The sequence below is a fragment of the Neptuniibacter halophilus genome, assembly GCF_030295765.1.
Classification (GTDB): Bacteria; Pseudomonadota; Gammaproteobacteria; order Pseudomonadales; family Balneatricaceae; genus Neptuniibacter; species Neptuniibacter halophilus.
In genome coordinates this window covers 2,381,347-2,404,812 of record NZ_AP027292.1, presented here as the reverse complement: position 1 = coordinate 2,404,812, position 23,466 = coordinate 2,381,347, and the positions used below count along the sequence as shown (strand labels likewise).

21 protein-coding genes and 2 rRNA genes are annotated in these 23,466 nt (G+C 53.0%); 9 read left to right on the top strand and 14 right to left on the bottom strand.

Annotated features, from left to right (window positions below; genetic code table 11):
* Positions 1-2 precede the first annotated feature (2 nt).
* Together slmA and QUD59_RS11180 are read left to right on the top strand one after the other, a co-directional pair.
* Positions 3-599, top strand: a complete 597-nt coding sequence (gene slmA / locus QUD59_RS11185; RefSeq protein WP_286237082.1) for a nucleoid occlusion factor SlmA — start codon at positions 3-5, stop codon at positions 597-599.
* 56 nt (positions 600-655) lie between these two features.
* Positions 656-1,438 carry a sulfite exporter TauE/SafE family protein gene (locus tag QUD59_RS11180; protein ID WP_286237081.1) on the top strand — a complete coding sequence of 261 codons (783 nt, stop codon included), beginning with the start codon at positions 656-658 and terminating at the stop codon, positions 1,436-1,438.
* Here the strand turns inward: QUD59_RS11180 and QUD59_RS11175 are convergent.
* The 4 genes from QUD59_RS11175 to gpmI are packed head-to-tail and all read right to left on the bottom strand — an operon-like array spanning position 1,428 to position 6,337.
* Positions 1,428-2,261, bottom strand: a complete 834-nt coding sequence (locus QUD59_RS11175) for a divergent polysaccharide deacetylase family protein (RefSeq protein ID WP_286237080.1) — start codon at positions 2,259-2,261, stop codon at positions 1,428-1,430. The genes QUD59_RS11180 and QUD59_RS11175 overlap by 11 nt on opposite strands.
* A 9-nt stretch (positions 2,262-2,270) precedes the next feature.
* Entirely contained in the window at positions 2,271-3,572 is a 1,302-nt protein-coding gene (locus QUD59_RS11170; protein WP_286237078.1) for a S41 family peptidase, read from the bottom strand.
* Positions 3,573-3,591: 19 nt separating this feature from the next.
* Positions 3,592-4,734 (bottom strand): murein hydrolase activator EnvC family protein, encoded by a 1,143-nt coding sequence (locus QUD59_RS11165; RefSeq protein WP_286237077.1) that lies wholly within the window; start codon positions 4,732-4,734, stop codon positions 3,592-3,594.
* 55 nt (positions 4,735-4,789) lie between these two features.
* Positions 4,790-6,337 carry a 2,3-bisphosphoglycerate-independent phosphoglycerate mutase gene (gpmI, locus tag QUD59_RS11160; protein WP_286237076.1) on the bottom strand — a complete coding sequence of 516 codons (1,548 nt, stop codon included), beginning with the start codon at positions 6,335-6,337 and terminating at the stop codon, positions 4,790-4,792.
* Positions 6,338-6,554: 217 nt separating this feature from the next.
* Here gpmI and QUD59_RS11155 point away from each other — a divergent pair, with 217 nt between their 5' ends.
* From QUD59_RS11155 to secB, 3 genes are read left to right on the top strand one after another with little or no spacing between them, the layout of a single operon-like run.
* The gene (locus tag QUD59_RS11155; RefSeq protein WP_286237075.1) at positions 6,555-6,968 is read left to right on the top strand and encodes a rhodanese-like domain-containing protein; all 414 of its coding nucleotides are present in this window, start codon (positions 6,555-6,557) and stop codon (positions 6,966-6,968) included.
* A gap of 5 nt (positions 6,969-6,973) precedes the next feature.
* Complete coding sequence (grxC, locus tag QUD59_RS11150) at positions 6,974-7,231, top strand: glutaredoxin 3 (protein ID WP_286237074.1); 258 nt, start codon at positions 6,974-6,976, stop codon at positions 7,229-7,231.
* A gap of 22 nt (positions 7,232-7,253) precedes the next feature.
* A complete protein-coding gene (gene secB / locus QUD59_RS11145) occupies positions 7,254-7,742 on the top strand; it encodes a protein-export chaperone SecB (protein ID WP_286237073.1) in 489 nt (162 codons plus the stop codon).
* Between the two features lie 53 nt (positions 7,743-7,795).
* Here secB and QUD59_RS11140 read toward each other — a convergent pair whose 3' ends face one another.
* The 6 genes from QUD59_RS11140 to glnA all read right to left on the bottom strand — a co-directional run bounded on the left by QUD59_RS11140 (position 7,796) and on the right by glnA (position 13,809).
* Positions 7,796-8,680 carry a M14 family zinc carboxypeptidase gene (locus tag QUD59_RS11140; RefSeq protein WP_286237072.1) on the bottom strand — a complete coding sequence of 295 codons (885 nt, stop codon included), beginning with the start codon at positions 8,678-8,680 and terminating at the stop codon, positions 7,796-7,798.
* Between the two features lie 49 nt (positions 8,681-8,729).
* Entirely contained in the window at positions 8,730-9,062 is a 333-nt protein-coding gene (locus QUD59_RS11135) for a hypothetical protein (protein WP_286237071.1), read from the bottom strand.
* Positions 9,063-9,099: 37 nt separating this feature from the next.
* Positions 9,100-9,570, bottom strand: coding sequence for a tRNA (uridine(34)/cytosine(34)/5-carboxymethylaminomethyluridine(34)-2'-O)-methyltransferase TrmL (gene trmL / locus QUD59_RS11130; RefSeq protein WP_286237070.1), 471 nt, complete (start codon positions 9,568-9,570; stop codon positions 9,100-9,102).
* 65 nt (positions 9,571-9,635) lie between these two features.
* A complete protein-coding gene (gene glnG, locus QUD59_RS11125; protein WP_286237069.1) occupies positions 9,636-11,069 on the bottom strand; it encodes a nitrogen regulation protein NR(I) in 1,434 nt (477 codons plus the stop codon).
* Positions 11,053-12,135 carry a nitrogen regulation protein NR(II) gene (gene glnL, locus QUD59_RS11120; RefSeq protein WP_286237068.1) on the bottom strand — a complete coding sequence of 361 codons (1,083 nt, stop codon included), beginning with the start codon at positions 12,133-12,135 and terminating at the stop codon, positions 11,053-11,055. Before glnL ends, glnG begins: the two co-directional genes overlap by 17 nt.
* 267 nt (positions 12,136-12,402) lie before the next feature.
* Positions 12,403-13,809 (bottom strand): glutamate--ammonia ligase, encoded by a 1,407-nt coding sequence (gene glnA / locus QUD59_RS11115; RefSeq protein WP_286237066.1) that lies wholly within the window; start codon positions 13,807-13,809, stop codon positions 12,403-12,405.
* Positions 13,810-14,253: 444 nt separating this feature from the next.
* Between glnA and typA the strand changes: the two genes are divergently transcribed.
* From typA to dtd, 3 genes are all read left to right on the top strand, one after another.
* Positions 14,254-16,065, top strand: coding sequence for a translational GTPase TypA (gene typA / locus QUD59_RS11110; RefSeq protein WP_286237064.1), 1,812 nt, complete (start codon positions 14,254-14,256; stop codon positions 16,063-16,065).
* A gap of 119 nt (positions 16,066-16,184) precedes the next feature.
* The gene (gene pip, locus QUD59_RS11105; RefSeq protein ID WP_286237063.1) at positions 16,185-17,135 is read left to right on the top strand and encodes a prolyl aminopeptidase; all 951 of its coding nucleotides are present in this window, start codon (positions 16,185-16,187) and stop codon (positions 17,133-17,135) included.
* 37 nt (positions 17,136-17,172) lie between these two features.
* Positions 17,173-17,610 carry a D-aminoacyl-tRNA deacylase gene (gene dtd / locus QUD59_RS11100; protein WP_286237061.1) on the top strand — a complete coding sequence of 146 codons (438 nt, stop codon included), beginning with the start codon at positions 17,173-17,175 and terminating at the stop codon, positions 17,608-17,610.
* Positions 17,611-17,632: 22 nt separating this feature from the next.
* Here dtd and QUD59_RS11095 read toward each other — a convergent pair whose 3' ends face one another.
* On the bottom strand, positions 17,633-18,304 hold the full coding sequence (locus tag QUD59_RS11095) for a tRNA-uridine aminocarboxypropyltransferase (protein ID WP_286237060.1): 672 nt from the start codon (positions 18,302-18,304) through the stop codon (positions 17,633-17,635).
* A gap of 2 nt (positions 18,305-18,306) precedes the next feature.
* Positions 18,307-18,804 carry a hypothetical protein gene (locus QUD59_RS11090; protein ID WP_286237059.1) on the bottom strand — a complete coding sequence of 166 codons (498 nt, stop codon included), beginning with the start codon at positions 18,802-18,804 and terminating at the stop codon, positions 18,307-18,309.
* Between the two features lie 149 nt (positions 18,805-18,953).
* On the opposite strand from QUD59_RS11090, the gene QUD59_RS11085 reads away from it, so the two are divergent.
* Complete coding sequence (locus QUD59_RS11085) at positions 18,954-19,796, top strand: HDOD domain-containing protein (RefSeq protein WP_286237058.1); 843 nt, start codon at positions 18,954-18,956, stop codon at positions 19,794-19,796.
* Positions 19,797-20,254: 458 nt separating this feature from the next.
* Here the strand turns inward: QUD59_RS11085 and rrf are convergent.
* Positions 20,255-20,370, bottom strand: a 5S ribosomal RNA gene (rrf, locus tag QUD59_RS11080).
* Between the two features lie 141 nt (positions 20,371-20,511).
* Positions 20,512-23,396 (bottom strand): 23S ribosomal RNA (locus tag QUD59_RS11075).
* Between the last annotated feature and the right edge of the window lie 70 nt (positions 23,397-23,466).

The following is a 23,466-nucleotide window of genomic DNA, read 5'->3' as shown; positions in this document are numbered from 1 at the left end:
TAATGAGCGAAAAAGAAAAGCTGTCCCGCCGGGAACAGATTCTGCAATCACTGGCCCAGATGCTTGAAGTCAATCCGGGCCAGCGGATTACTACGGCTGCGCTGGCCAAAGAGGTCGGTGTTTCTGAAGCCGCGCTGTATCGGCACTTCCCCAGTAAAGCACGGATGTTTGAAGGGCTTATCGGTTTTATTGAAGATACGATCTTCAGCCGCGTCAGTGCGATCACTCAGGTGGAGTCTGACGGCATCAAACAGTGTGAGCAGGTGCTCACTCTGCTGCTTGCCTTTGTCGAGCGCAACCCGGGCATGGCACGCATTCTCACCGGTGATGCCCTGGCGGGCGAAACCGACCGCCTGCGTCAGCGGATCAACCAGTTCTTTGAGCGACTGGAAACCCAACTCAAACAGATTCTGCGCGAGGCCGAAGTGCGCGATGGTTTACGCACCGAAACTACAGCTGGCGCTTCGGCTAACCTGATGCTGGCCGTTGCTGAAGGCCGCATCCGCCAGTTTGTACGCACTGAGTTTCGCCGCAAGCCGACTGAACAGTGGGCTGACCAGTGGCCGCGCCTGGCCAGCGGCGTTTTCCGTCAGGCCTGATCTCATCCGGAGGGGCCTCCCCCTCCACTCTCCCTGCTTTACGAAGACACTACCCCATGGATCTGATTGCTGAACATCTGGGCCTTTTTATCCTGTCACTGTTTGCCAACGGCCTTTCAGCGATGGCCGGCGGCGGCGCCGGGCTTCTTCAGTTACCCGTTCTCTTATTTCTTGGCCTCAGCTTCAGCACCGCACTGGCTACACATAAGATTGCCAGTGTCGCACTGGGCATAGGCGCCACTCTGCGCCACTGGCGGGAGGGGAAACTGGATTACCGCTTCTGCGGTTATATTCTTGCCTGTGGATTACCCGGCGTTGTGCTGGGTGCGGATATTATTCTGAGTATCCCTGAGGGCTGGACTCTGTTCTGCCTTGGCATACTCACCAGCGGCCTTGGCCTCTACTCATTCCGAAAAAAGACCCTGGGCATAGAAGCGGAACCCCGTAACCGGGATCGCCGTGGCATGATTATCGGTGGATTGGTACTGCTCCTGATCGGCGCGCTGAACGGCTCCCTGACGTCTGGTACCGGCCTGTTTGTGACCCTGTGGCTGGTGCGCTGGTTTGGTCTGGATTACAAAACCGCTGTTACCTATGTACTCATACTGGTTGGCCTGTTCTGGAACTCCACCGGAGCGCTGACCGTTGCCCTGCAGCAACCGCCCCGCTGGGATTGGTTACCGGCCCTGCTTGCGGGTGCGACACTGGGCTCCTATCTGGGCGCCCATCTGGCCATAAAACAGGGGAGTAAGCTGGTCAAACGGGCCTTTGAAACCCTCACGGTCATGGTCGGTATCAAACTGATCGGGGATGGCCTGCAGATACTGACTAGCGTTTAGCCGCCACGGGCAGAGAATCACAATGCCCTTCTGCATGATCGCAGGGATCAAGCGTCGGCTGCGCCAGAATTAACTGGGTACGCGAACGCTGGTTCAGCAGTTCCGACGCAGTCACCAGACGTACCCCGAGCTGCTGCAGAATCGGGATGACTTTATTCAGATACGCCACCGTTTCCGGATAAGGGTGACCGATCAGTACTGCATGACCGCGATTCACCGCCAGCGACAGCGCCTGCTTGAACTGGTTATGAATGTACGCCTGATTACGCTGGTTATCGAGGAAGACGTCACGCACCAGATAGGGAATCCCGTACTCATGCGCTACCTTCCAGGCCACGGTATCGGATGTTGTCACACTGTCGAGAAAAAACAGGTTACGCTGCTTGACCACCTGCATGATCGGATCCATCTTGCCACGCTGCTCGGTCAGCATACTGCCCATATGGTTGTTCATGCCTACCACGTAGGGAATCACATCAAGATTGCCATTAAGCACATGCTGCAGCTCCGCCGGACTCTGCCCCCGGGTCAGCGCTCCCGGCCCCAGCCTCAGGCCGGATTTATTCTCCATCGGGGCATGCAGTATCACCTCTTTACCGAGTTGATGTGCCCGTATTGCCAGCTCGCGGGCATGCGGCGTATGTGGCAGAACCGCATAGGTAATGGCCCCGGGCAGGTTCACCGCAGCCATACCCCGCGCCCGGTTATCACCCAGATCATCAATCACAATCGCCAGCAACGGAGCATCATAGGCAGCAGCAGGCAGGACAACGCCAAACAGCAAGCCGAGCAGCAAACCTATCCTGTTGAGTGCCTGACGCATGAAAAGCTCCTAGCGTTTAACGATAACCAGCGCTTTTAACAGATTCAAAGCTTCATATAGCTGGTAATCACGGGAAGCCAGATTACTGCTGCCGGAATCATTCAACGCGGCCTCTTCGTCACCATTCTCAAGATGCCCGCTCAGATCACGCTCTTTGATAAATGCAGGTTGATCCTGCAACAGAGTCAGCTCCGCCTGATTAACTTCTATATCGGGCTTAATCCCCTGAGCTTGAATAGAACGTCCGTTCGGCGTGTAGTATCGCGCGGTGGTCAGTTTCAGGGCACGCTCTTTGGTCAGGGGCAGTACGGTCTGTACCGACCCTTTGCCAAAGCTATCCAGCCCCATGATCACAGCGCGTTTGTGATCCTGCAGTGCACCGGCCACAATTTCCGAAGCCGAGGCAGAACCACCATTGATCAGCACCACCAGCGGCAGTTCAGGTACCAGCGTTTCCGGGTTGGCACTGAAGCGCTGCTCAGACTCTGCCAGACGTCCCTTGGTGTAGACGATCAGCCCTTCATTGAGAAATGCATCACTGATATCCACCGCAGCCTGAAGTACACCGCCCGGATTGTTTCGCAGATCCAGTACCAGACCCTGCGGATTTTTCTCCAGCAGACGCTGCAGGTGCTTTTTCACCTCACTGCCGGAATCCACCTGAAATTGCGAGACCCGGAGGTAAGCAAACTGCTCATCCAGCATCCGGCTGCGAACGCTGGCCACATGAATAATATCCCTTACCACTTCGATCTCGAGTGGTTTCTCTTCGCCCTGACGGACAATTGTCAGCACAATTTTACTGCCGGGCTTGCCACGCATCAGATCAACCGCTTCGTTCAGGCTCATCCCCTGCACCGGTCGATCGTCCAGTTTGGTAATCAAATCGCCGGCTCTGACGCCGGCCCGCTGGGCAGGCGTATCGTCAATCGGCGTTATCACCCGGACAAAGCCATCCTCGACACCCACTTCAATACCCAGACCACCAAACTCACCACTGGTGTGCGCCTGAAGATTTTCGAACTCATCCGGTTCCAGATAGGCGGAGTGAGGATCAAGACCGGCAATCATGCCACGTAAAGCATCCTCGAGGAGGGTCGCGTCATCCACGGGCTCAACATAGGCTGTTTTGATCCGCTGAAAAACCTCCGTAAACAAGCGCAGTTCATCCAGCGGCAGGGTTTTCTCCTGAAGCGGGGCTTCCTCAGCCTGAAGCTCCGGGGTGGCATGAACAGAAACCGTGAATGATGCCCCCAATGCGATAGCCAGCATTGTTTGCTGCACCCGGCCCAATCCAGTGAATGACTTCATAAACGATTCCTATTCCTTGTTATCTTTTCAACCAGCTTTTCGGATTGCTGGGCTTGCCTTTGTAGCGTACGGCAAAGTAGAGACCACTCTGATCCCGACCACCACTGCTGCCCACAGTCGCCACCGTATCTCCGGCAGAAACCCAGTCACCGGCTTCCAGCAGCAGGCTCTGGTTATAACCATAGAGGCTCATATACCCGGCGCCATGGTCGATAATCAGCACCAGACCATATCCTCTTAACCAGTCAGCGAAAACCACCTGACCGTGATGTACCGCACGTACCGGCGCCGCTTCCCGGGCAGCGATCCAGATTCCATCATAACGGATATTATTTTGCACGGTACCAAAATTCTGTTTAATTCGTCCTTTTAACGGCCAGGGCAGCTTACCTTTTAGCTGATTAAAGCCTTTACTGTCAGGTACCAGCGTCGCGAAGTTAAGGCTCTGCTCGATCTCTTTCAGCACCGCCTGCAGACGTTTCTGGTCGAGTTTCAGTTGCCGCAGTTGCTTCTCATCAGTAGACAGGGTCTTCTTCAACTGCGCCAGAGTCGCTTTACGCTTTTTCTGCGAGCCCTGCAGAGCAGCGACCTCCTGTCTCAACTGGGCCCGCTTTTCAACCATCTTCTGCTCTGTGGCACTCAGTTCTCGCTCAGTACCACTGAGTTCCGTCAGCTTCTGGCGGAAGCGCTGCATATCCTGACGCAGGGCATCATTTACAAAGTCATAGTAGCGCAGTTGCCGGTCGAGCAGCTCAGGGTCTCGCTGAGTCAGTAACAGTTGCAGACGCGCCTGATTGCCCATCTGATATTGCTGGGCGATCTGTTTCTCTATCAGCCCCGCTCGTTTTTTCAGGTCAAGCTTCAGTTGATCACGCTTTGCTTCAAGCTCCCCCGCGTGGCTGGTTAGTCCGCCCAGTTGTTTGTCCAGCGCTTTAATCTGCTTTGCCAGACGGCCGATCTTCAGCTCACTGTCACGCAACTGCTTGCTCAGACTGCGGGATTCGCCCTCCTGCTTGCGCAGGTCTTTCTGCAGGGCGCTGATGCGCCCGTTCAGTTGTTTCAGCTCTTTCTCGGTCATGCGCTGCTTATCCGCAGCCAGCAGTGGGCCGCTGACAAGCATCAGCAGCAGACAACCGATTGAAAGCACTCGATTAATTAACATAGAAAATGGCATCAAGAAAAAAGGGATAACATGTTATCCCTTTTTATCTGTTGTGTTACCAGTTGGCCAGTGAAGAGCCGCTCATTTCTGCCGGCTTCTCCAGCTCCATCAGCGCCAGCAGGGTGGGCGCCAGGTCACAGAGAGCACCATCTCTCAATTTGATGGATTCATTTCGGTAGCCTTCATAGATCAAAGCGACCGGCCAGTTCGTGTGAGAGGTATGCGGCTGCCCGGTTTCCGGGTTCACCATCAGCTCAACATTGCCGTGGTCCGCCGTGATCAATGCTTCGCCACCTGCCTCTCTGATCGCCGCCAGCACCTGACGCAGACTGTCGTCCACCACTTCACAGGCTTTAACGGCCGCATCGAACTTACCGGTGTGTCCTACCATATCGCCATTGGCAAAGTTACATACGATCAGGTCGTATTTACCGCTGTGGATAGCTTCCACCAGCTTTCCGGTCACTTCCGGCGCGCTCATTTCAGGCTTCAGGTCGTAGGTAGCCACATCCGGCGAAGGTACCAGAATCCGGTCTTCACCGGCATACACCTCTTCCTGACCACCGTTAAAGAAGAATGTTACATGAGCATATTTTTCTGTTTCTGCAATGCGTAGCTGAGTCTTACCCAACGAGGAGAGGTATTCACCCAGATCATTTCTGATCGGCTGCGGCGGGTACGCGCAGGCCGCTTCAATATCTGCTGCATACTGCGTCATCATCACATAGTGCAGAGAGGGACGCTGTTCCCGGTTAAAGCCATCAAAGCTGTCACCCTCAGTGAAAGCACGGGTGATTTCACGAGCCCGGTCAGGACGGAAGTTCGCACAGATCAGCGCATCACCCTCAGCCAGCGTTCCCTGTACCTGCCCATTGGCATCGGTGATAACCGTTGCCTGAACAAACTCATCGTTTTCATCTCGTCCGTAGGCCTGCTCTAAAGCCTCCAATGCAGAAGCCGACTGACAAGGCGCTTTGCCCTGAGTCATCGCGTCGTAGCTTAACTGAACCCGATCCCAGCGGTTGTCACGATCCATGGTAAAGTAGCGACCTGCCAGCGTGGCGATCGCACCTGTGCCCAGTTCTGCCAGCTTTTCTTCTGTACGCCGGATCGATGGCTCAGCAGAGCGCGGCGGCATATCACGTCCATCCAGAATCCCATGGACATAAAGTTTTTTCGCACCGCGCTTCACCGCCAGTTCCAGCAGCGCAAAGATATGCTCTTCATGGCTGTGAACACCACCCGGAGAAAGCAGGCCCATTACGTGAACCGCTTTATCTGCAGCGACCGCCGCATCAATCGCTTCCAGCAGTACCGGATTGGTAAAGAAATCACCGTCATCAATCGCTTTGGAGATGCGGGTAAAGTTCTGATAAACAGTACGCCCCGCACCGATATTCATGTGCCCCACTTCCGAGTTCCCCATCTGCCCTTCGGGCAGACCTACCGCCATACCGGAGGTCTGTATCCGGGAATTCGGGTTCTCTGCCAGCAGCTTATCCCAGACGGGAGTACTGGCAGCCTGAATAGCGGAGGATTCTGAAGTTTCTACACCGTAACCATCAAGGATGATCAGAGCTTTGGTTGCGCGCTTTGCTGTCATAACGAGAGGATTCTGTCTTTAACCGATAAATGAATAACCGAGGATTTTACTTGGAAAGGCAGGGCAAGGCTAACCATTGCCGACATGTTACAAAGAAAACCACCAATTTAAGAATTTTAGAGCGGTTTTCCCCTTATCCCGTCAAAAATCGCAAGGTATACTAGTCCGCCTTTGTAAGCATTTATAGCGGCCCATTTCGGCCTAATCTGGATTAGCAATGGATCAATATATCGAGTTTATCAGCAACCACCCATTCATGGTTGCCGCCTGGGTACTGACCCTGGTGATGTTCCTCCTGTTCGAACGCAGTAAAGCCGGCAAAGCAGTTACCCCTGCTCAGGCCACCCAACTGATCAACAAAGACGATGCGATCATTGTTGATATCCGTCCGAAAAAAGAGTGGGCGACCGGGCATATCACCAATGCCAAACATATCCCTCTGTCCGATCTGGACCGCCGCATGGATGAACTGACCAAGTTCAAAGAGCGTCCGATTATTGTGGTTTGCAATCTGGGTCAGGCTGCCGGTACCGCGACACGTAAGCTTAAGGCGGCCGGCTTCGAAAAGGCTGTACGTCTTTCCGGTGGCATGACCGAATGGAAAGGCCAGAGCCTGCCCATCATTAAGTAAATACTATGCAAGAGATTATTATTTACACCACAACCTGGTGCCCCTACTGCATCCGCGCCAAGATGCTGCTGGATCACAAACAGGTTGAGTACACCGAGATCAAAGTCGACGGCGACCTGAGCAAGCGCCAGGAGATGACCCGCCTCAGTGGTGGCCATACTGTGCCGCAGATTTTTATCGGTGGAACCCCTATCGGCGGCTGTGATGAGATGTTTGCTCTGGAGCACCAGGGCAAACTGGATGAGCTGCTAAGCGCCAACTAAATTTAAAAAATAAGGATAAGTCATGTCCGAGAACGATCAGAACACTGCATCTCAGGAAGCGCAGCAGGGCCCTCAGTTTGCGGTTCAGCGCGTCTACATTAAAGATGCTTCTTTCGAATCCCCGAACTCACCTGAAATCTTCATGAGCCCATGGCAGCCTGAAGTTGGCCTGGAGATGAACACCCAGACTAACCAGGTCGGTGAGTCAGCTTTCGAAGTGGTACTGACCCTGACCGTAACCGTTAAAAACGAAGATAAAACCGCGTTTCTGGTTGAGCTGCAGCAAGCCGGTATCTTCGCTATCTCCGGCCTCGGCGAGCAGGAGATGCACCACACTCTGGGCGCGTTCTGCCCAAGCATTCTGTTCCCGTACGCACGTGAAGCGATCGACAGCATGGTTGTTAAGGCAAGCTTCCCTGCACTGATGCTGTCTCCGGTTAACTTCGATGCTCTGTACGCTCAGCAGATGAGCCAGATGCAGCAGCAAGCCGCAGAAGAAGCGCAGCACTAATCGCGCTGAGAACCGATAAAAAAACGGAGCCCGGCTCCGTTTTTTTATGTCTGCTAATTCACTACCCCGGCCTGAGCCACCTTACTCATCCCCCGGGCTTTATAATTTAACCAGCGCACCAGATCAGTCCACATACGATCGATATCGCGCGTCTCAGGCATGATGCCTGCGTGCGGCAACTCAATCGTCACTACCGGAATATTCTTCACAAACCAGCCGTAATTGCCCAACGATCCGGGATAGGTGCCCAACTGACGTAGTTGCAGGGGACCCAGCTTTCTCGGTGGCTGAATACCCCCGTCAAAATCCAGAATGCCATGAGGAGCATGAACCGATACGATTACCGTGGGTTGGTATTCATCAATCAACTGATGAATCACCTGGCTTTCAGGCTCACTCAGTGGCGCGTGACCGGGAAAATAGCGCAAACGCTTCTTTGCGCGTTTCTGCCAGTGTTCAAGAGGCTCCGGGAATTCCGGCGCAGGGAGAAAATTGCGGTTCAAATCGACCCGGTTAGCGTTGACCCTTGTCGATTTGCGCTGCAGCAGACCGTCCGGATTCAGCAAGGGAACAAAGTGCCAGTCAAACGCGCCGGAGTGATGGGCTTTCAGAGTATTCAGCCACTTAAACGTCACACTGACGCTGGAGTACTCATCACCGTGAATACCGCCAATAAACAGCACCCGCGGCACCCTTTCCTCACTCCCCTTCCGGGCCGGGAAATGCGTTTCCAGAATCGGCTGTCCCCGAACGGAGTGAAACCTGGGGGCAACGTATTGATGACTGAGACACTCATCGGGTGAAACACTGGCCAGTTTTTTTCCAATCTGCTGGCAGATCTGCCTGACTTCCGGATGCAGCTCCGCTGCAGAAACACACCAGGGCATCACGCCCAGAAGGCCGATTGAGAGCAGATTTATTAGCTTTTTGGGTATCACAGAGAGCCCCGTCCCCTGATCGAAACAACAATTTAATGAGGCGCTGATTTTAACACTCTTTCAGCGCGAGGCTGTCGAGAATCTCTCCACCCCGGCCCGCATCCAGAATTTCTCCGATTGACGCCGCCGGCAGCGGGACAATACTCACCAGTGCAGTGGGCGGAACCGTGAGTCGGGACTCACTTACCCGGATCAGTTTATCCGCCAGCAAAACCAGAGGCAGTTGCTGATTTTTCAGCGTCTGCACATTCACCTGCTGACCCGCATACCCCTGAAGGGTGATACTACGCTGTTTGTGATCTTCCGCATTGAGGCAGAGTAATTCACCGCCCTGCTCCGCAGTAAAGGACTCTATCCGGCAAATAATCAGTGCATGTTGCATTCAGGTACCTCTGTCCAATCCGCTTTACTATAGCGGCTCAGGGTTGCGCTGCGCCAGCAAAGTCCAACTGCCGCCAGGCCTCATACACCACCACGGCACAGGCGTTGGACAGGTTAAGACTGCGGCTGTCAGCACACATCGGTAAACGCAGCCACTGCTCAGATGGAAATTCCGCCCGCACACGCTCTGGCAACCCCCGGGTCTCCGGGCCGAACAGCAGCATATCTCCGGCCTGAAAGTCGGCCTCGGTATGCCCACGCGTGCCTTTGGTCGTCAGCGCCCAGACCTTGCGCGGCGCCACCGCCTCAATGCAGTGATTCAGGTCAGGATGAATCTGAACCGCCGCAAATTCGCGATAATCCAGCCCCGCCCGCCGGAGCCGCTTATCATCAAAATCAAAACCAAGCGGCTCAACCAGATGTAACTGAAACCCGGTATTGGCACACAGACGGATAATATTCCCGGTATTCGGCGGAATCTCCGGCTCGAAAAGTACGACGTGTAACATAAAAAAATCCCTGCAACGCTAGCTGCAGGGATTATATAGGAAAAGCAGGAACCCGAGGCAGCGAATCATGCCACTTCGTGATCCTCCGCTTTGCCTTCATCCATTCCCAGCTCTTTGATTTTACGGGTCAGGGTATTTCGCCCCCAGCCCAGTAGCTCTGCCGCATCACGCCGACGTCCGGCGGTGTGTTTCAGTGCCACTTCAATCATGATCTTCTCGAAGGCAGGCACCGCACTATCCAGCAGTGAACGCTGGCCCAGACTGAGCTGCTGATCCGCCCAGTTGCGCAGTGACTGCTCCCAGTTACCACTGGCCACCACCTCACTGCCGGATTGTTCCATCAGTTCAGGAGGAAGATCATCGATCAACACCTCACGGCCAGTGGCCATGACTGTCAGCCAGCGACAGGTGTTTTCCAGCTGGCGCACATTACCCGGCCAGGCCAGGTTACAGATATAGTTTTCAGTATCCGCTGCCAGCACTTTGGTCTCTACATTCAGCTCTTCGGCTGAAGAGTTGAGGAAATGCCGCGCCAGACGGGGAATATCTTCGCGTCGCTCAGAGAGTTTCGGCAGATGTACCCGAATCACATTCAGGCGGTGAAATAAATCCTCACGAAAACGCCCTTCCTGCACCAGCTTTTCCAGATTCTGGTGGGTCGCTGCAATAATCCGCACATCGACCTTTACCGCTGTATGGCCACCAACACGATAGAACTCACTATCCGCCAGCACCCTTAACAAACGGGTTTGAGCGTCGGCCGGCATATCCCCGATCTCATCCAGAAACAGGGTGCCGCCATCCGCCTGTTCAAAGCGACCACGGCGGGCTGCCGCTGCACCGGTAAAGGCCCCTTTCTCATGGCCAAACAGCTCTGACTCGATCAGGTCATGGGGAATCGCCGCCATATTAAGCGGGATAAACGGCCGGTCACGACGCGGGCTGTGTTTGTGCAACGCGTGGGCAACCAGCTCCTTACCGGTTCCTGACTCACCATTAATCAACACGGTAATATTGGACTGGGAGAGGCGGCCGATGGCTCGGAACACTTCCTGCATCGCCGGGGCTTCGCCGATGATTTCAGTGCTCTCCTCCATGACCTGCTCAACGACCTGCTCACGCTGCTCCATAGCATGTGCGAGCGCACGTTTAACCAGCGCCACGGCTTCGTCTACATCAAACGGTTTGGGCAGGTATTCAAAAGCACCGCCCTGATAAGACGCTACCGCCGAATCGAGATCCGAGTGGGCAGTCATAATGATGATCGGAACCTGAGGATGGCTGGTCTGAATCTTATCCAGCAGCTGTAAACCGTCAGTCCCGGGCATCCGGATATCACTGATGATCACATCCGGAGCATCGTGCTCGAGACGCAATAAGAGACTGTCTGCGCTATCGAAAACGTCAGTAATCAGCCCCTCGGCAGACAGGGTTTTTTCCAGTACCCAGCGGATCGAACGGTCATCGTCGACTACCCAGATTTTACCTGACAGATTCATTGTTCAGCTCCAGCGGTATAAATAATTGAAATCTTGTTTCACCGGGACGGGTATCACATTCGATCAGTCCCCGGTGTTGATTAATAATGGATTGAGCGATGGAAAGCCCAAGCCCGGTACCTTCGGCTCGCCCACTCACCATCGGATAGAATATTTTGCTGAGGATATCTTCCGGAATCCCCGGACCGTTATCAGTGATCTCAACACAACAGGCCAGCCGGTGCTTTTCGGCGCCCAGGGTTATCTGTCGCAGCGCCCGGGTTTTGATCTGAATTTCCGGTCGGGGAGTTTCAGCCGCCTGCATCGCCTGCATACTGTTGCGCAAAATATTCAGAATGGCCTGAATCAGTTGCTCTGAGTCACCAATAAATTCCGGGATACTGGGGTCATAATCCCGCACGAGCGCCACCGCCCCTTTGGTTTCCGCCTGAATCAGGTGACACACCCGCTCCAGAATGGCGTGGATATTCACATCCTCCATTTTCGGCAGAGTTCTTGGTCCCAGCAGGCGATCGACGAGATTTCTCAGCCGGTCCGCCTCTTCAATGATCACCCGGGTGTAGTCATGCAACGCGGGGTCTTCAAGTTCACGCTCCAGCAACTGCGCAGCGCCGCGAATCCCCCCCAGCGGGTTTTTGATCTCATGTGCCATACCACGGACCAGTGATCTGGCCGTCTCATGTTGCGATAACAGATCTTCTTCCCGCTCAATACGCATCAAGCGGTCCCGCGCTTCAATCTCTATCAGCAGTTGTCGTCCTGAGGAGATGAACAGTGGATTGATACTGTAATCCACGGTGAGATGATTACCGCTCTGAGTTACCAGCTTGGCTTCGCGACGGGTATATGGATGACTGTTTTTCAGGCAGGCCTGCAGATCCGCAAAACCTGTTTCATCGGGCAAAAACCACTCCGACACGGGCACCTGAGCCAGACGTCGCAGACTGGCCTCAAGTAACATTTCCGCTGCGGGGTTGGCGTACTCCACCTGCATGCTGGCATCCAGCAGCACCACAGCCGTAGAGAGGTTTTCCAATATCTGTTTGTATAGTTCTATTCTTGGCATCTGGCTGCTCTCTTTATCCCTGCCCTGTTTCTGCAAAAAGCAAACCAATTTTCTGAAGCCGCGCCAGTTTTATCAAACCAGCGGTATTACTGGGCTTGCCTCTGTTCAGTGTAGCTGCTCGAAAAGACGATCGCACCATTATGGTGCGCCACGCACAATCTTATCCCGCTCACTTTCACGATTCTGGTGCAGCCTCTCAGCCAAAACCTGTCAGCAAAGCAAAAAAAAGCCTCCACAAGGGAGGCTTTTCTTCAGTTAAGTCGCGACTTATACAGAGTAGTACAGGTCAAACTCAACCGGGTGAGTAGTCATGTTCACTTTAGCAACTTCTTCACGCTTCAGACCGATGAACGCATCCAGCATGTCGTCAGTGAATACGCCACCTTTAGTCAGGAAGTCACGGTCAGCTTCCAGAGCATCCAGTGCTTCTTCCAGTGAACCGGCAACTGTTGGGATCTCAGCCGCTTCTTCAGCAGGCAGATCGTACAGATCTTTGTCAGCCGCATCGCCAGGGTGGATCTTGTTCTGGATACCGTCCAGACCTGCCATCATCAGTGCAGCGAAGCACAGGTATGGGTTAGCAGATGGATCAGGGAAACGGGTTTCTACACGGCGTGCTTTCGGGTTAGTCACGTAAGGAATACGGATAGACGCAGAACGGTTACGTGCAGAGTAAGCCAGCATTACCGGTGCTTCGAAGCCTGGTACCAGACGCTTGTAAGCGTTAGTAGAAGAGTTAGTCAGCGCGTTCAGAGCTTTAGCGTGCTTGATGATACCACCGATGTAGTACAGAGCCGTTTCAGACATGCCTGCGTAAGCATCGCCGGAGAACAGGTTAACGCCGTCTTTAGACAGAGACATGTGAACGTGCATACCGGAACCGTTATCACCTACCAGCGGCTTAGGCATGAAAGTAGCGGTTTTGCCGTAAGCGTGAGCAACGTTGTGTACGCAGTATTTCAGAACCTGAACTTCGTCTGCTTTTGCAGTCAGGGTGTTAGGACCAACACCGATTTCACACTGACCTGCAGTGGCTACTTCGTGGTGGTGTACTTCTACAACCAGATCCATTGCTTCCATTGCGTCACACATTGCGCCACGCAGGTCGTGCAGGGAATCGATTGGTGGTACAGGGAAGTAACCGCCTTTCACGCGTGGACGGTGACCAGTGTTACCGCCTTCAATTTTGTGGCTGGAAGCCCAGGAAGCTTCTTCAGAGGCGATGGTGTAACCACAACCACTGATATCAGCGTGCCACTGAACTTCGTCAAATACGAAGAACTCAGGCTCAGGACCGAACATAGCAGTATCAGCAATGCCAGTAGACTTCAGGTACTCTTCAGCACGCTTGGCAACAGAACGTGGATCACGCTCATAACCCTGACCGGTAGCTGGCTCAACGATGTCACAACGAACGATAACGGTTGTTGCTTCAGCGAATGGGTCCAGCAGAGTAGCACTGTCGTCAGGCATCAGAATCATGTCAGACTCGTTGATACCTTTCCAACCAGCGATAGAAGAACCATCGAACATTTTGCCTTCTTCAAAGAAGTCATCGCCCATGTCAGAAACAGGGATCGTTACGTGCTGCTCTTTACCGTGAGAATCGGTGAAACGCAGGTCAACCCATTTAGCGTTGCTTTCTTTGATCAGATTCAGAGTCTTCTCTGACATTTGCTTTCTCCACTTTGTAATTACCAGGCTGTGTCATGCACAACCCTGAGAAATCGAAATTATTTGTCGGTGATATGGATAGCAACTACCATGCCAGATAACCTTTTACGCTAAAGCCCTGAAAAAACAGGCCCTGCAGATTAATCCTAATCACCAGAATGCACCAAAACAGAACATGACTCTTTAGAGTGCACCACAACAGTGCATAGAAGAGCTTTTCAGGTCTACTACCGCCATCGCGCTAAACATAATACTCCATGATTTCGCCAAACGCCTACCGCAATGCAGCGTTTTCGACTTAAGACGTAGCCAGATCAAGATGCATGTCGTTCGCAGACAAATCAGCACCAGGCCAATCCGCAAATTGCTTAAGAAATATGCAGTAATTTCCCACCAAACACGTATAATTCCGCATTCGCAAAAATATCTCACAGGTATACACACGTGATCGAAAAGCTAAGAAATATCGCTATCATCGCGCACGTTGACCACGGTAAAACCACTCTGGTCGACAAGCTTCTGCAGCAGTCCGGTACTCTGGGCCGTCGTGATGAAGGCACTGAGCGCATCATGGACTCCAATGATCAGGAGAAAGAGCGCGGCATTACTATTCTCGCTAAAAACACCGCTATCCGCTGGAATGACTACCGTATCAACATCGTAGACACTCCGGGACACGCTGACTTTGGTGGCGAGGTTGAGCGCGTACTGTCCATGGTCGACTGTGTATGCCTGCTGGTTGACGCCGTGGACGGCCCGATGCCGCAAACCCGCTTCGTAACCCAGAAAGCCTTCGACCAGGGCCTGCGCCCAATCGTGGTAATCAACAAGATCGACCGTCCGGGTGCCCGCCCTGACTGGGTAATCGATCAGGTATTTGATCTGTTCGACAGCCTCGGCGCGACCGATGAACAGTTGGATTTCCCGATCGTTTACGCATCTGCACTGAACGGTATCGCCGGACTGGATCCGGAAGAGATGTCAGAAGACATGACGCCCCTTTTTGAGGCAATAGTAGAACATGTTGAGGCACCGCAGGTTGATCTGGACGGTCCTTTCCAGATGCAGATCTCCGCACTGGATTACAACAGCTACGTGGGTGTAATCGGTGTTGGCCGGGTAACTCGCGGCAGCGTTGCAACCAACACTCAGGTTAAAGTGATTGACCGTGAAGGTGCTGTCCGTAATGGCCGTGTACTGAAAATCATGGGCTACCACGGTCTGGAACGAATTGATGTAGACAGCGCTACCGCTGGCGACATTATCTGTATTACCGGTATCGATGAACTGAACATCTCCGATACCCTGTGTGATCCGGAAAAAGTTGAAGCACTGCCTGCGCTGAGCGTCGATGAGCCAACCGTTTCCATGACCTTCCAGGTAAACGATTCTCCGTTCGCAGGTCAGGACGGTAAATTCATCACCAGCCGCAACATTAAAGACCGTCTCGAACGCGAACTGATCCACAACGTGGCGCTGCGCGTTGAAGATGGCGAAACCCCTGAGAAATTCAAGGTTTCCGGCCGTGGTGAGCTGCACCTTTCCGTACTGATCGAAACCATGCGTCGTGAAGGTTTCGAACTGGGCGTATCCCGTCCGGAAGTAATCCAGAAAGAGATCGATGGCGAAATCCAGGAACCATATGAACTGGTGATGATCGATGTCGAAGAGGAACACCAGGGCTCCGTTATCGAAGAGCTGGGTAAACGTAAGGGCGACATGACCAATATGGAAGTGGATGGCAAAGGCCGGGTTCGCCTGACCTTTATGATTCCTTCCCGCGGCCTGATCGGTTTCCGCTCCCTGTTCCTGACCATGACTTCCGGCACCGGCATCATGACCTCTATCTTCGACCACTACGGTCCGGTTAAAGAGGGTGATGTGGTCAGCCGTATCAACGGCGTACTGGTTTCCATGGTTACCGGTAAAGCACTGGGCTATGCCCTGTGGAACCTGCAGGACCGTGGCCGTCTGGCGATCGATCCAAACATCGAAGTCTACGAAGGCATGATTCTGGGTATTCACAGCCGCAACAACGACCTGGCAGTTAACCCAACCAAAGGTAAGCAGCTGACCAACGTTCGTGCCTCCGGCTCTGACGAAAACATCCAGCTAACACCGCCTATTCGCTTCACTCTGGAGCAGGCGCTGGACTTTATTGAAGACGACGAGCTGGTTGAAGTAACGCCGAACCATATCCGTCTGCGTAAGAAACTGCTCAAAGAAAACGAGCGTAAGCGCGCCAAGAAGAGCTAAGCAAACCCCGAAAGGCAGCCAGATGGCTGCCTTTTTTCTGCCTGCATCTTATAGCCTGCCCCCGCATTGCTCTTTATACTAGTCAGCGTTCAGGTCACCCATGCGGCAGCGGAGGCTCTATGCGCGTACCCTATCCCGACATCCACCCCTATCATGAATTTCAGCTTCAGGTTTCCGATCTGCATAGCCTCTATGTAGAAGAAAGCGGTAACCCGAAAGGCATACCTGTCGTATTTATTCATGGTGGCCCGGGGGGCGGTACAGCGCCTGCTCACCGCAGCTTCTTCGATCCGGAAAAATACCGCATCATTCTATTCGATCAACGCGGCTGTGGTCGGTCAACGCCCCATTCCTCACTGAAAGAAAACAGCACAGATCACCTGATCGCCGACATGGAAAAGATCAGAGAAGCCCTCAATGTTGATCAGTGGCTGCTTTTTGGCGGCTCATGGGGATCAACCCTGGCTCTGCTTTACGCTCAGGCACACCCGGAACGGGTACTGGGCATGATACTGCGCGGTATCTTCCTCTGCAGAGATCAGGATATTCAGTGGTTCTATCAGCGTGGCGCCAGTGCCATATTCCCCGATTACTGGAAAGAGTACGAACAGGTGATCCCGGCAAGTGAACGGGGAGATATGCTCAGAGCCTTCTACAAACGCCTGACCGCCGACAACGAGATTGCCCGCATGTCAGCAGCCAAGGCCTGGTCGGTCTGGGAGGGACGCTGCTCTACACTGGCGCCGAATCACGATATTGTTGATCATTTTGCAGATCCGCATTTCGCCCTCGCCATGGCACGTATTGAAGCCCACTATTTTATTAATCAGGCGTTTATCAAACCCAATCAGATCATTGATGACTGTCATAAAATAAGCCATCTGAAGACCACCATCGTCCATGGACGCTACGACATGGTCTGCCCGATTGAACAGGCATTAGCACTCTATGATGCCTTACCGGAATCTGAGCTGCATATTGTTCGCGACGCTGGACATTCGGCCTTCGAGAAAGGGATCACCGATAATCTGATCCGCGCTACAGACAACTTCGCCCTGTCGCTGGCATAATGCCGCCGAAATAAATAACCCTGAGACAAGGCAAGTTATGAAGGCATTAATTCAGCGCGTGAAATCCGCCTCGGTAGAGGTTGAGGGTGAAATTACCGGTGCAATCAATCAGGGAATTCTTCTGCTGTTAGGCGTGGAAAAGGGTGATGACGAAGCCGCTGCGGATAAGCTGCTGAAGAAAATACTCGGCTACCGGATCTTCGCTGATTCGGAGGGCAAAATGAACCTGAATCTGCAACAGGTTAATGGCGGCCTGCTGATTGTGTCTCAATTCACTCTGGTCGCGGATACCCGCAAAGGGCTGAGACCCAGCTTTTCCTCAGGAGCACCACCCGCGCTGGGGGAAGAACTCTATGATTATTTTGTCAGTCAGGCCCGCTTACTCCATCCAGACATTGCCTGCGGTCGCTTTGCTGCCGATATGCAGGTATCCCTCGTTAATGATGGCCCGGTAACCTTCTGGCTGGAAAGCTAGATGAGTGAGAGCGACGCCAACCTCAGAAGGCCTGCTGGTACGCCCTGATAAGCTGTTTAGCCTCAGTATCCTCAATCAGCGGGCGGGTCAATCTGGCTGCCCGATAATGCTCATTAAAGATCGAGAAATAGGCAGCCAGTATATCCCCACCCGCCTGGTCACCCGCCATACGCAACATCTCTGCCGCTACCTCAGCGGTGCATAACTGCCCCTCAACTGCCGCTTTTCGTAACCGGTAACCGGATGCCTGTTCGGATACCGGCTGAATCACCGGCAGATGTTCGAGATACCGGCTATGCCTGAACATACGTCGCGCCTGTCGCCAGGTACCATCGAGCACAATAAACAGGGGCCGTTTCCCCGGCTTATCCACAAATGGCACCATCCGGGACTCGTAGCCAACGCCTTCCGGAAAAACAATATAAGGATCCGCAGCAGGATCATTAATCGCCGAAAGTAACGCCTGTGAAGGCTCTGTGCGTGACCAGGTATGACGCTCAGTACCGGCAATACAGTCCTCAATGAGACGACCGGTATTGGTCGGCTTAAAAGTTTCATTATGGTGCATCAGCAACAGAAACCCGGCACGTGACTGATAACTCAGTTTATAACTGCAGATACAAACACGTTTTGCCAGCAGACAGCCCGCACAGCGATCCACCCGCGAACCGCGGGCAACAAAAGGCTTACTCATGGTTATTGCAGAGTCTGACTGTGCTGAGATGATTCAAAGAGCGCAGGTGCTACCCCCCAGTCAAGCGCCTTAGCCCCCTGATGCAACAGATGAAGGACCTGATGCAACTCATCGTAACGCAACGTACTGACAGCAACCGGGTCATCAGAGCCGGTAAAAAAGGTAAGCCGGTACATTCCATCCCGGTGACTGATATCGAGGCGACTGAGCAGATCATGTGTAGTCGCAACCAACGCGCCGTCCTCTTGCATCCCTTGCAGCGTTTGCCGGGCATTTTCATGATGAAACTGAGCTAATTGTGCACGATGCTGTTGTGGCACATCCGCTATCTCAGAAGAGGTTTTTTCAATCAGCTCAGGCGCCGCAGACAGCAAACGAAGTACCAGCTTGCGGGTAAGCCAGAAATCGATTCGCGGGGATTCGTTATGCAGGTTGCCAACCAGGAGGATGCGATCCTCAACAGAGTCATAGTTAAATGTAAAAGTACCTATCTTTAGCATCAGGAAATCCCAATAGTCGGCGGCATTGACCGGAAACAATCTTATACCTTGATCGGCTTGTGAAACTACACCGAGATAATAGAATTACAAAGTGTCAGACATTGTATAATGCGGCACGTTCTATCTTATCAGCTATTTGGAATTGTTGTATGCCGTCTATTCCAGCCACATCCGTAAGCTATGCCATCCCGGCTCGTCCCGAGGTACTGATCGGCATCACTGAAGCGCTCAGAGCCACAGAACCCGACATTCAGCGCATCTGCGATCTGATCAAACAAGATGTTGCTCTCTACACCTCAGTGATCGCTACTGTGAATTCTTCCTATTTCGGAATCAGCAGCGAGGTCACATCGGTCGAACGGGCGGTATCACTGCTTGGCATCAAGCGGGTGTTCACCATCATACGTCTGGCCACGCTGAAAAACAGCTTGAACAAATTAGGCACGATTGAGCGTTTCTGGGACACCGCAACGGAGGTCGCTCAGATCAGTTCCGCACTGTCACTGCAGTTCACGAATCTTGACCGGGATGAAGCCTACACTCTGGGCATGCTTCACGATAGCGGTATCCCGATCCTTATGCAGGCCAGACCTGATTTTAAAGACTTCCTGCGGGGCATGAATGGCTGCAGCCTGACCGAAATCCATAACCGGGAAATCGAGCGTTATGACATCAGCCATTACGAACTTAGTGCAAACCTGGCTAAAAAATGGCACATCAGCGAAAGTACAGCAGAAGCGATCCGCCGTCAGCCTTACTATGAGCAGACGTTTGCAGAGCCCCCCGACGAAAGCGAAGAGATGCGCCTGCGCCTCTGCCTGCTACTGTTAGCCAGAGACATCAGTGACGTATATCGCCATTTCTGGCGCATACCTGATAACAAAGCCCCCCTTCTTAACCTGAGCCCAATCCTCAGCTTCCTTGGCATCAGCGATTTTGACTATGCCGACCTGAAAGAAGACATTGTTAATAGCCTCGCGCTACACCAATAACAACAAGCACGAAACATGGTGCAATACGCTGCGCTATTCACACCCTACGGAGCCTGTTAACTACGTAGGCTGGGTTAGCGCAGCGTAACCCGGCGTTTCGTCGGTGGCGTTGGCAGGAATGGGAACTATCGGTGCAATACGCTTCGCTATTCGCACCCTACGGAGTCTGTTAACTACGTGGGCTAGGTTAGCGTAGCGTAAGCCGGTGCTTTGTCGGTAGGGTTGGCAAGAATCGGTGTTATCGGTGCAATACGCTTCGCTATTGGCACCCTACGGAGTCTGTTAACGCGTTAGGCTGGGTTACCCGGTGTTTCGCAGGTGGGCTGTCTGTGATGACCTACCATGATCAGAAACCGGTTTCTGACCCTGCGGGCGCCGTTGTAGTGACCGAAGATAACGCGGGCCAATAACGAAAAAACCCCTACCGCGTAAGCGATAGGGGTTCTTCGTAATTAGATGCTTGGCGATGACCTACTCTCACATGGGGAGACCCCACACTACCATCGGCGATGTTGCGTTTCACGTCTGAGTTCGGGATGGAATCAGGTGGTTCCACAACTCTATGGTCGCCAAGCAAAACTGTTACAACTCGGATCTGATTCTTCTTAGTATTTGATTTAGAGTTTTGACTGCTTTCTACATACCGTCAATTCGTTACTCTCTATCGTCGTGCTTTCGCACTTACAAGTCACTTGCCAAACGCCTTGGGCGTTATATGGTCAAGCCTCACGGGCAATTAGTACGGGTTAGCTCAACGCCTCACAGCGCTTCCACACCCCGCCTATCAACGTCTTAGTCTTAAACGGCCCTTTAGGGGACTCAAGGTCCCAGTGAGATCTCATCTTGAAGGAGGCTTCCCGCTTAGATGCTTTCAGCGGTTATCCCGTCCGAACATAGCTACCCGGCAATGCAATTGGCATCACAACCGGAACACCAGAGGTTCGTTCACTCCGGTCCTCTCGTACTAGGAGCAACTCTTCTCAAATCTCAAACGCCCACGGCAGATAGGGACCGAACTGTCTCACGACGTTCTAAACCCAGCTCGCGTACCACTTTAAATGGCGAACAGCCATACCCTTGGGACCGGCTTCAGCCCCAGGATGTGATGAGCCGACATCGAGGTGCCAAACACCGCCGTCGATGTGAACTCTTGGGCGGTATCAGCCTGTTATCCCCGGAGTACCTTTTATCCGTTGAGCGATGGCCCTTCCATACAGAACCACCGGATCACTAGAACCTACTTTCGTACCTGCTCGACGTGTCTGTCTCGCAGTCAAGCACCCTTCTACTCTTGCGCTCATTGCATGATTTCCGACCATGCTGAGGGTACCTTCGTGCTCCTCCGTTACTCTTTGGGAGGAGACCGCCCCAGTCAAACTACCCACCACACAATGTCCCCGATCCCGCTTAGGGACCTGGGTTAGAACCTCAATATTACCAGGCTGGTATTTCAAGATTGGCTCCACCTTATCTGGCGACAAGGTTTCAAAGCCTCCCAGCTATCCTACACAAGTAATATCAAAGTCCACTGTGAAGCTGTAGTAAAGGTTCACGGGGTCTTTCCGTCTAGCCGCGGGTAAACTGCATCTTAACAGCTATTTCAATTTCACTGAGTCTCGGGTGGAGACAGTGTGGCCATCGTTACGCCATTCGTGCAGGTCGGAACTTACCCGACAAGGAATTTCGCTACCTTAGGACCGTTATAGTTACGGCCGCCGTTTACCGGGGCTTCGATCAAGAGCTTCGCTTACGCTAACCCCATCAATTAACCTTCCGGCACCGGGCAGGCGTCACACCCTATACGTCCTCTTTCGAGTTTGCAGAGTGCTATGTTTTTAATAAACAGTCGCAGCCACCTGGTATCTTCGACCGCCAACAGCTTAGAGAGCAAGTCTCATCACCATCAGCGGCGCACCTTCTCCCGAAGTTACGGTGCCATTTTGCCTAGTTCCTTCACCCGAGTTTTCTCATACGCCTTAGTATTCTCTACCTGACCACCTGTGTCGGTTTAGGGTACGGTTAGTCACAACCTGAAGCTTAGAGGCTTTTCCTGGAAGCATGGCATCAACCACTTCAGTCCACATGGGACCTCGTCATCAGTTCTCGGTCTTAAGCGCCCGGATTTACCTAAGCACTCAACCTACTACCTTAAACGCGGACAACCAACGCCGCGCTGGCCTAGCCTTCTCCGTCCCCCCATCGCAGTTGTGAGCAGTACAGGAATATTAACCTGTTTCCCATCGGCTACGCTCTTCAGCCTCGCCTTAGGGGCCGACTCACCCTACCTCGAATAGCGTTGGATAGGAACCCTTGGTCTTCCGGCGGGGAGGGTTTTCACCTCCCTTATCGTTACTCATGTCAGCATTCGCACTTCTGATACCTCCACCCTGCCTTACGGCTTGAGCTTCAACGGCTTACAGAACGCTCCTCTACCATGCCATAAATGGCATCCGCAGCTTCGGTGTCATACTTAGCCCCGTTATATCTTCCGCGCGGGCCGACTCGACTAGTGAGCTATTACGCTTTCTTTAAAGGGTGGCTGCTTCTAAGCCAACCTCCTAGCTGTCTAAGCCTTCCCACATCGTTTCCCACTTAGTATGAACTTTGGGACCTTAGCTGGCGGTCTGGGTTGTTTCCCTTTCCACGACGGACGTTAGCACCCGCCGTGTGTCTCCCATGATTGCACTCATTGGTATTCGGAGTTTGCATCGGGTTGGTAAGTCGGGATGACCCCCTAGCCGAAACAGTGCTCTACCCCCAATGGTGAGACATGAGGCACTACCTAAATAGTTTTCGAGGAGAACCAGCTATCTCCGAGTTTGATTAGCCTTTCACTCCTATCCACAAGTCATCCGCTGGCTTTTCAACGACAGTCGGTTCGGTCCTCCAATGCGTGTTACCGCATCTTCAACCTGCCCATGGATAGATCACTCGGTTTCGGGTCTACTCCTAGCGACTGGACGCCCTATTAAGACTCGGTTTCCCTACGGCTCCGCAAACGCTTAACCTTGCCACTAAAAGTAAGTCGCTGACCCATTATACAAAAGGTACGCAGTCACCGTCCGAAAACGGCTCCCACTGCTTGTACGTACACGGTTTCAGGGTCTATTTCACTCCCCTCACAGGGGTTCTTTTCGCCTTTCCCTCACGGTACTGGTTCACTATCGGTCAGTCAGGAGTATTTAGCCTTGGAGGATGGTCCCCCCATATTCAGACAGCGTTTCACGTGCGCCGTCCTACTCGATTTCACGGTATATAAGTTTTCGCATACGGGGCTATCACCCACTATGGCCACACTTTCCAGAGTGTTCTGCTAACTACAATACCGCTTAAGGGCTGGTCCCCGTTCGCTCGCCGCTACTTAGGGAATCTCGGTTGATTTCTTTTCCTCCGGGTACTTAGATGTTTCAGTTCCCCGGGTTCGCCTCCTATAGCCTATGTATTCAGCTATAAGATACCTGTAAACAGGTGGGTTTCCCCATTCGGAAATGCTAGGATCAAAGCCTGTTTGCCGACTCCCCTAGCCTTATCGCAGGCTACAACGTCCTTCATCGCCTCTGACTGCCAAGGCATCCACCGTGCACGCTTAGTCACTTGACCATATAACCCGAAGGCGTCTGGATCACAGTAACTTGTAAAAGTAACGATAGATTTCGCCGAATTGGCGCAT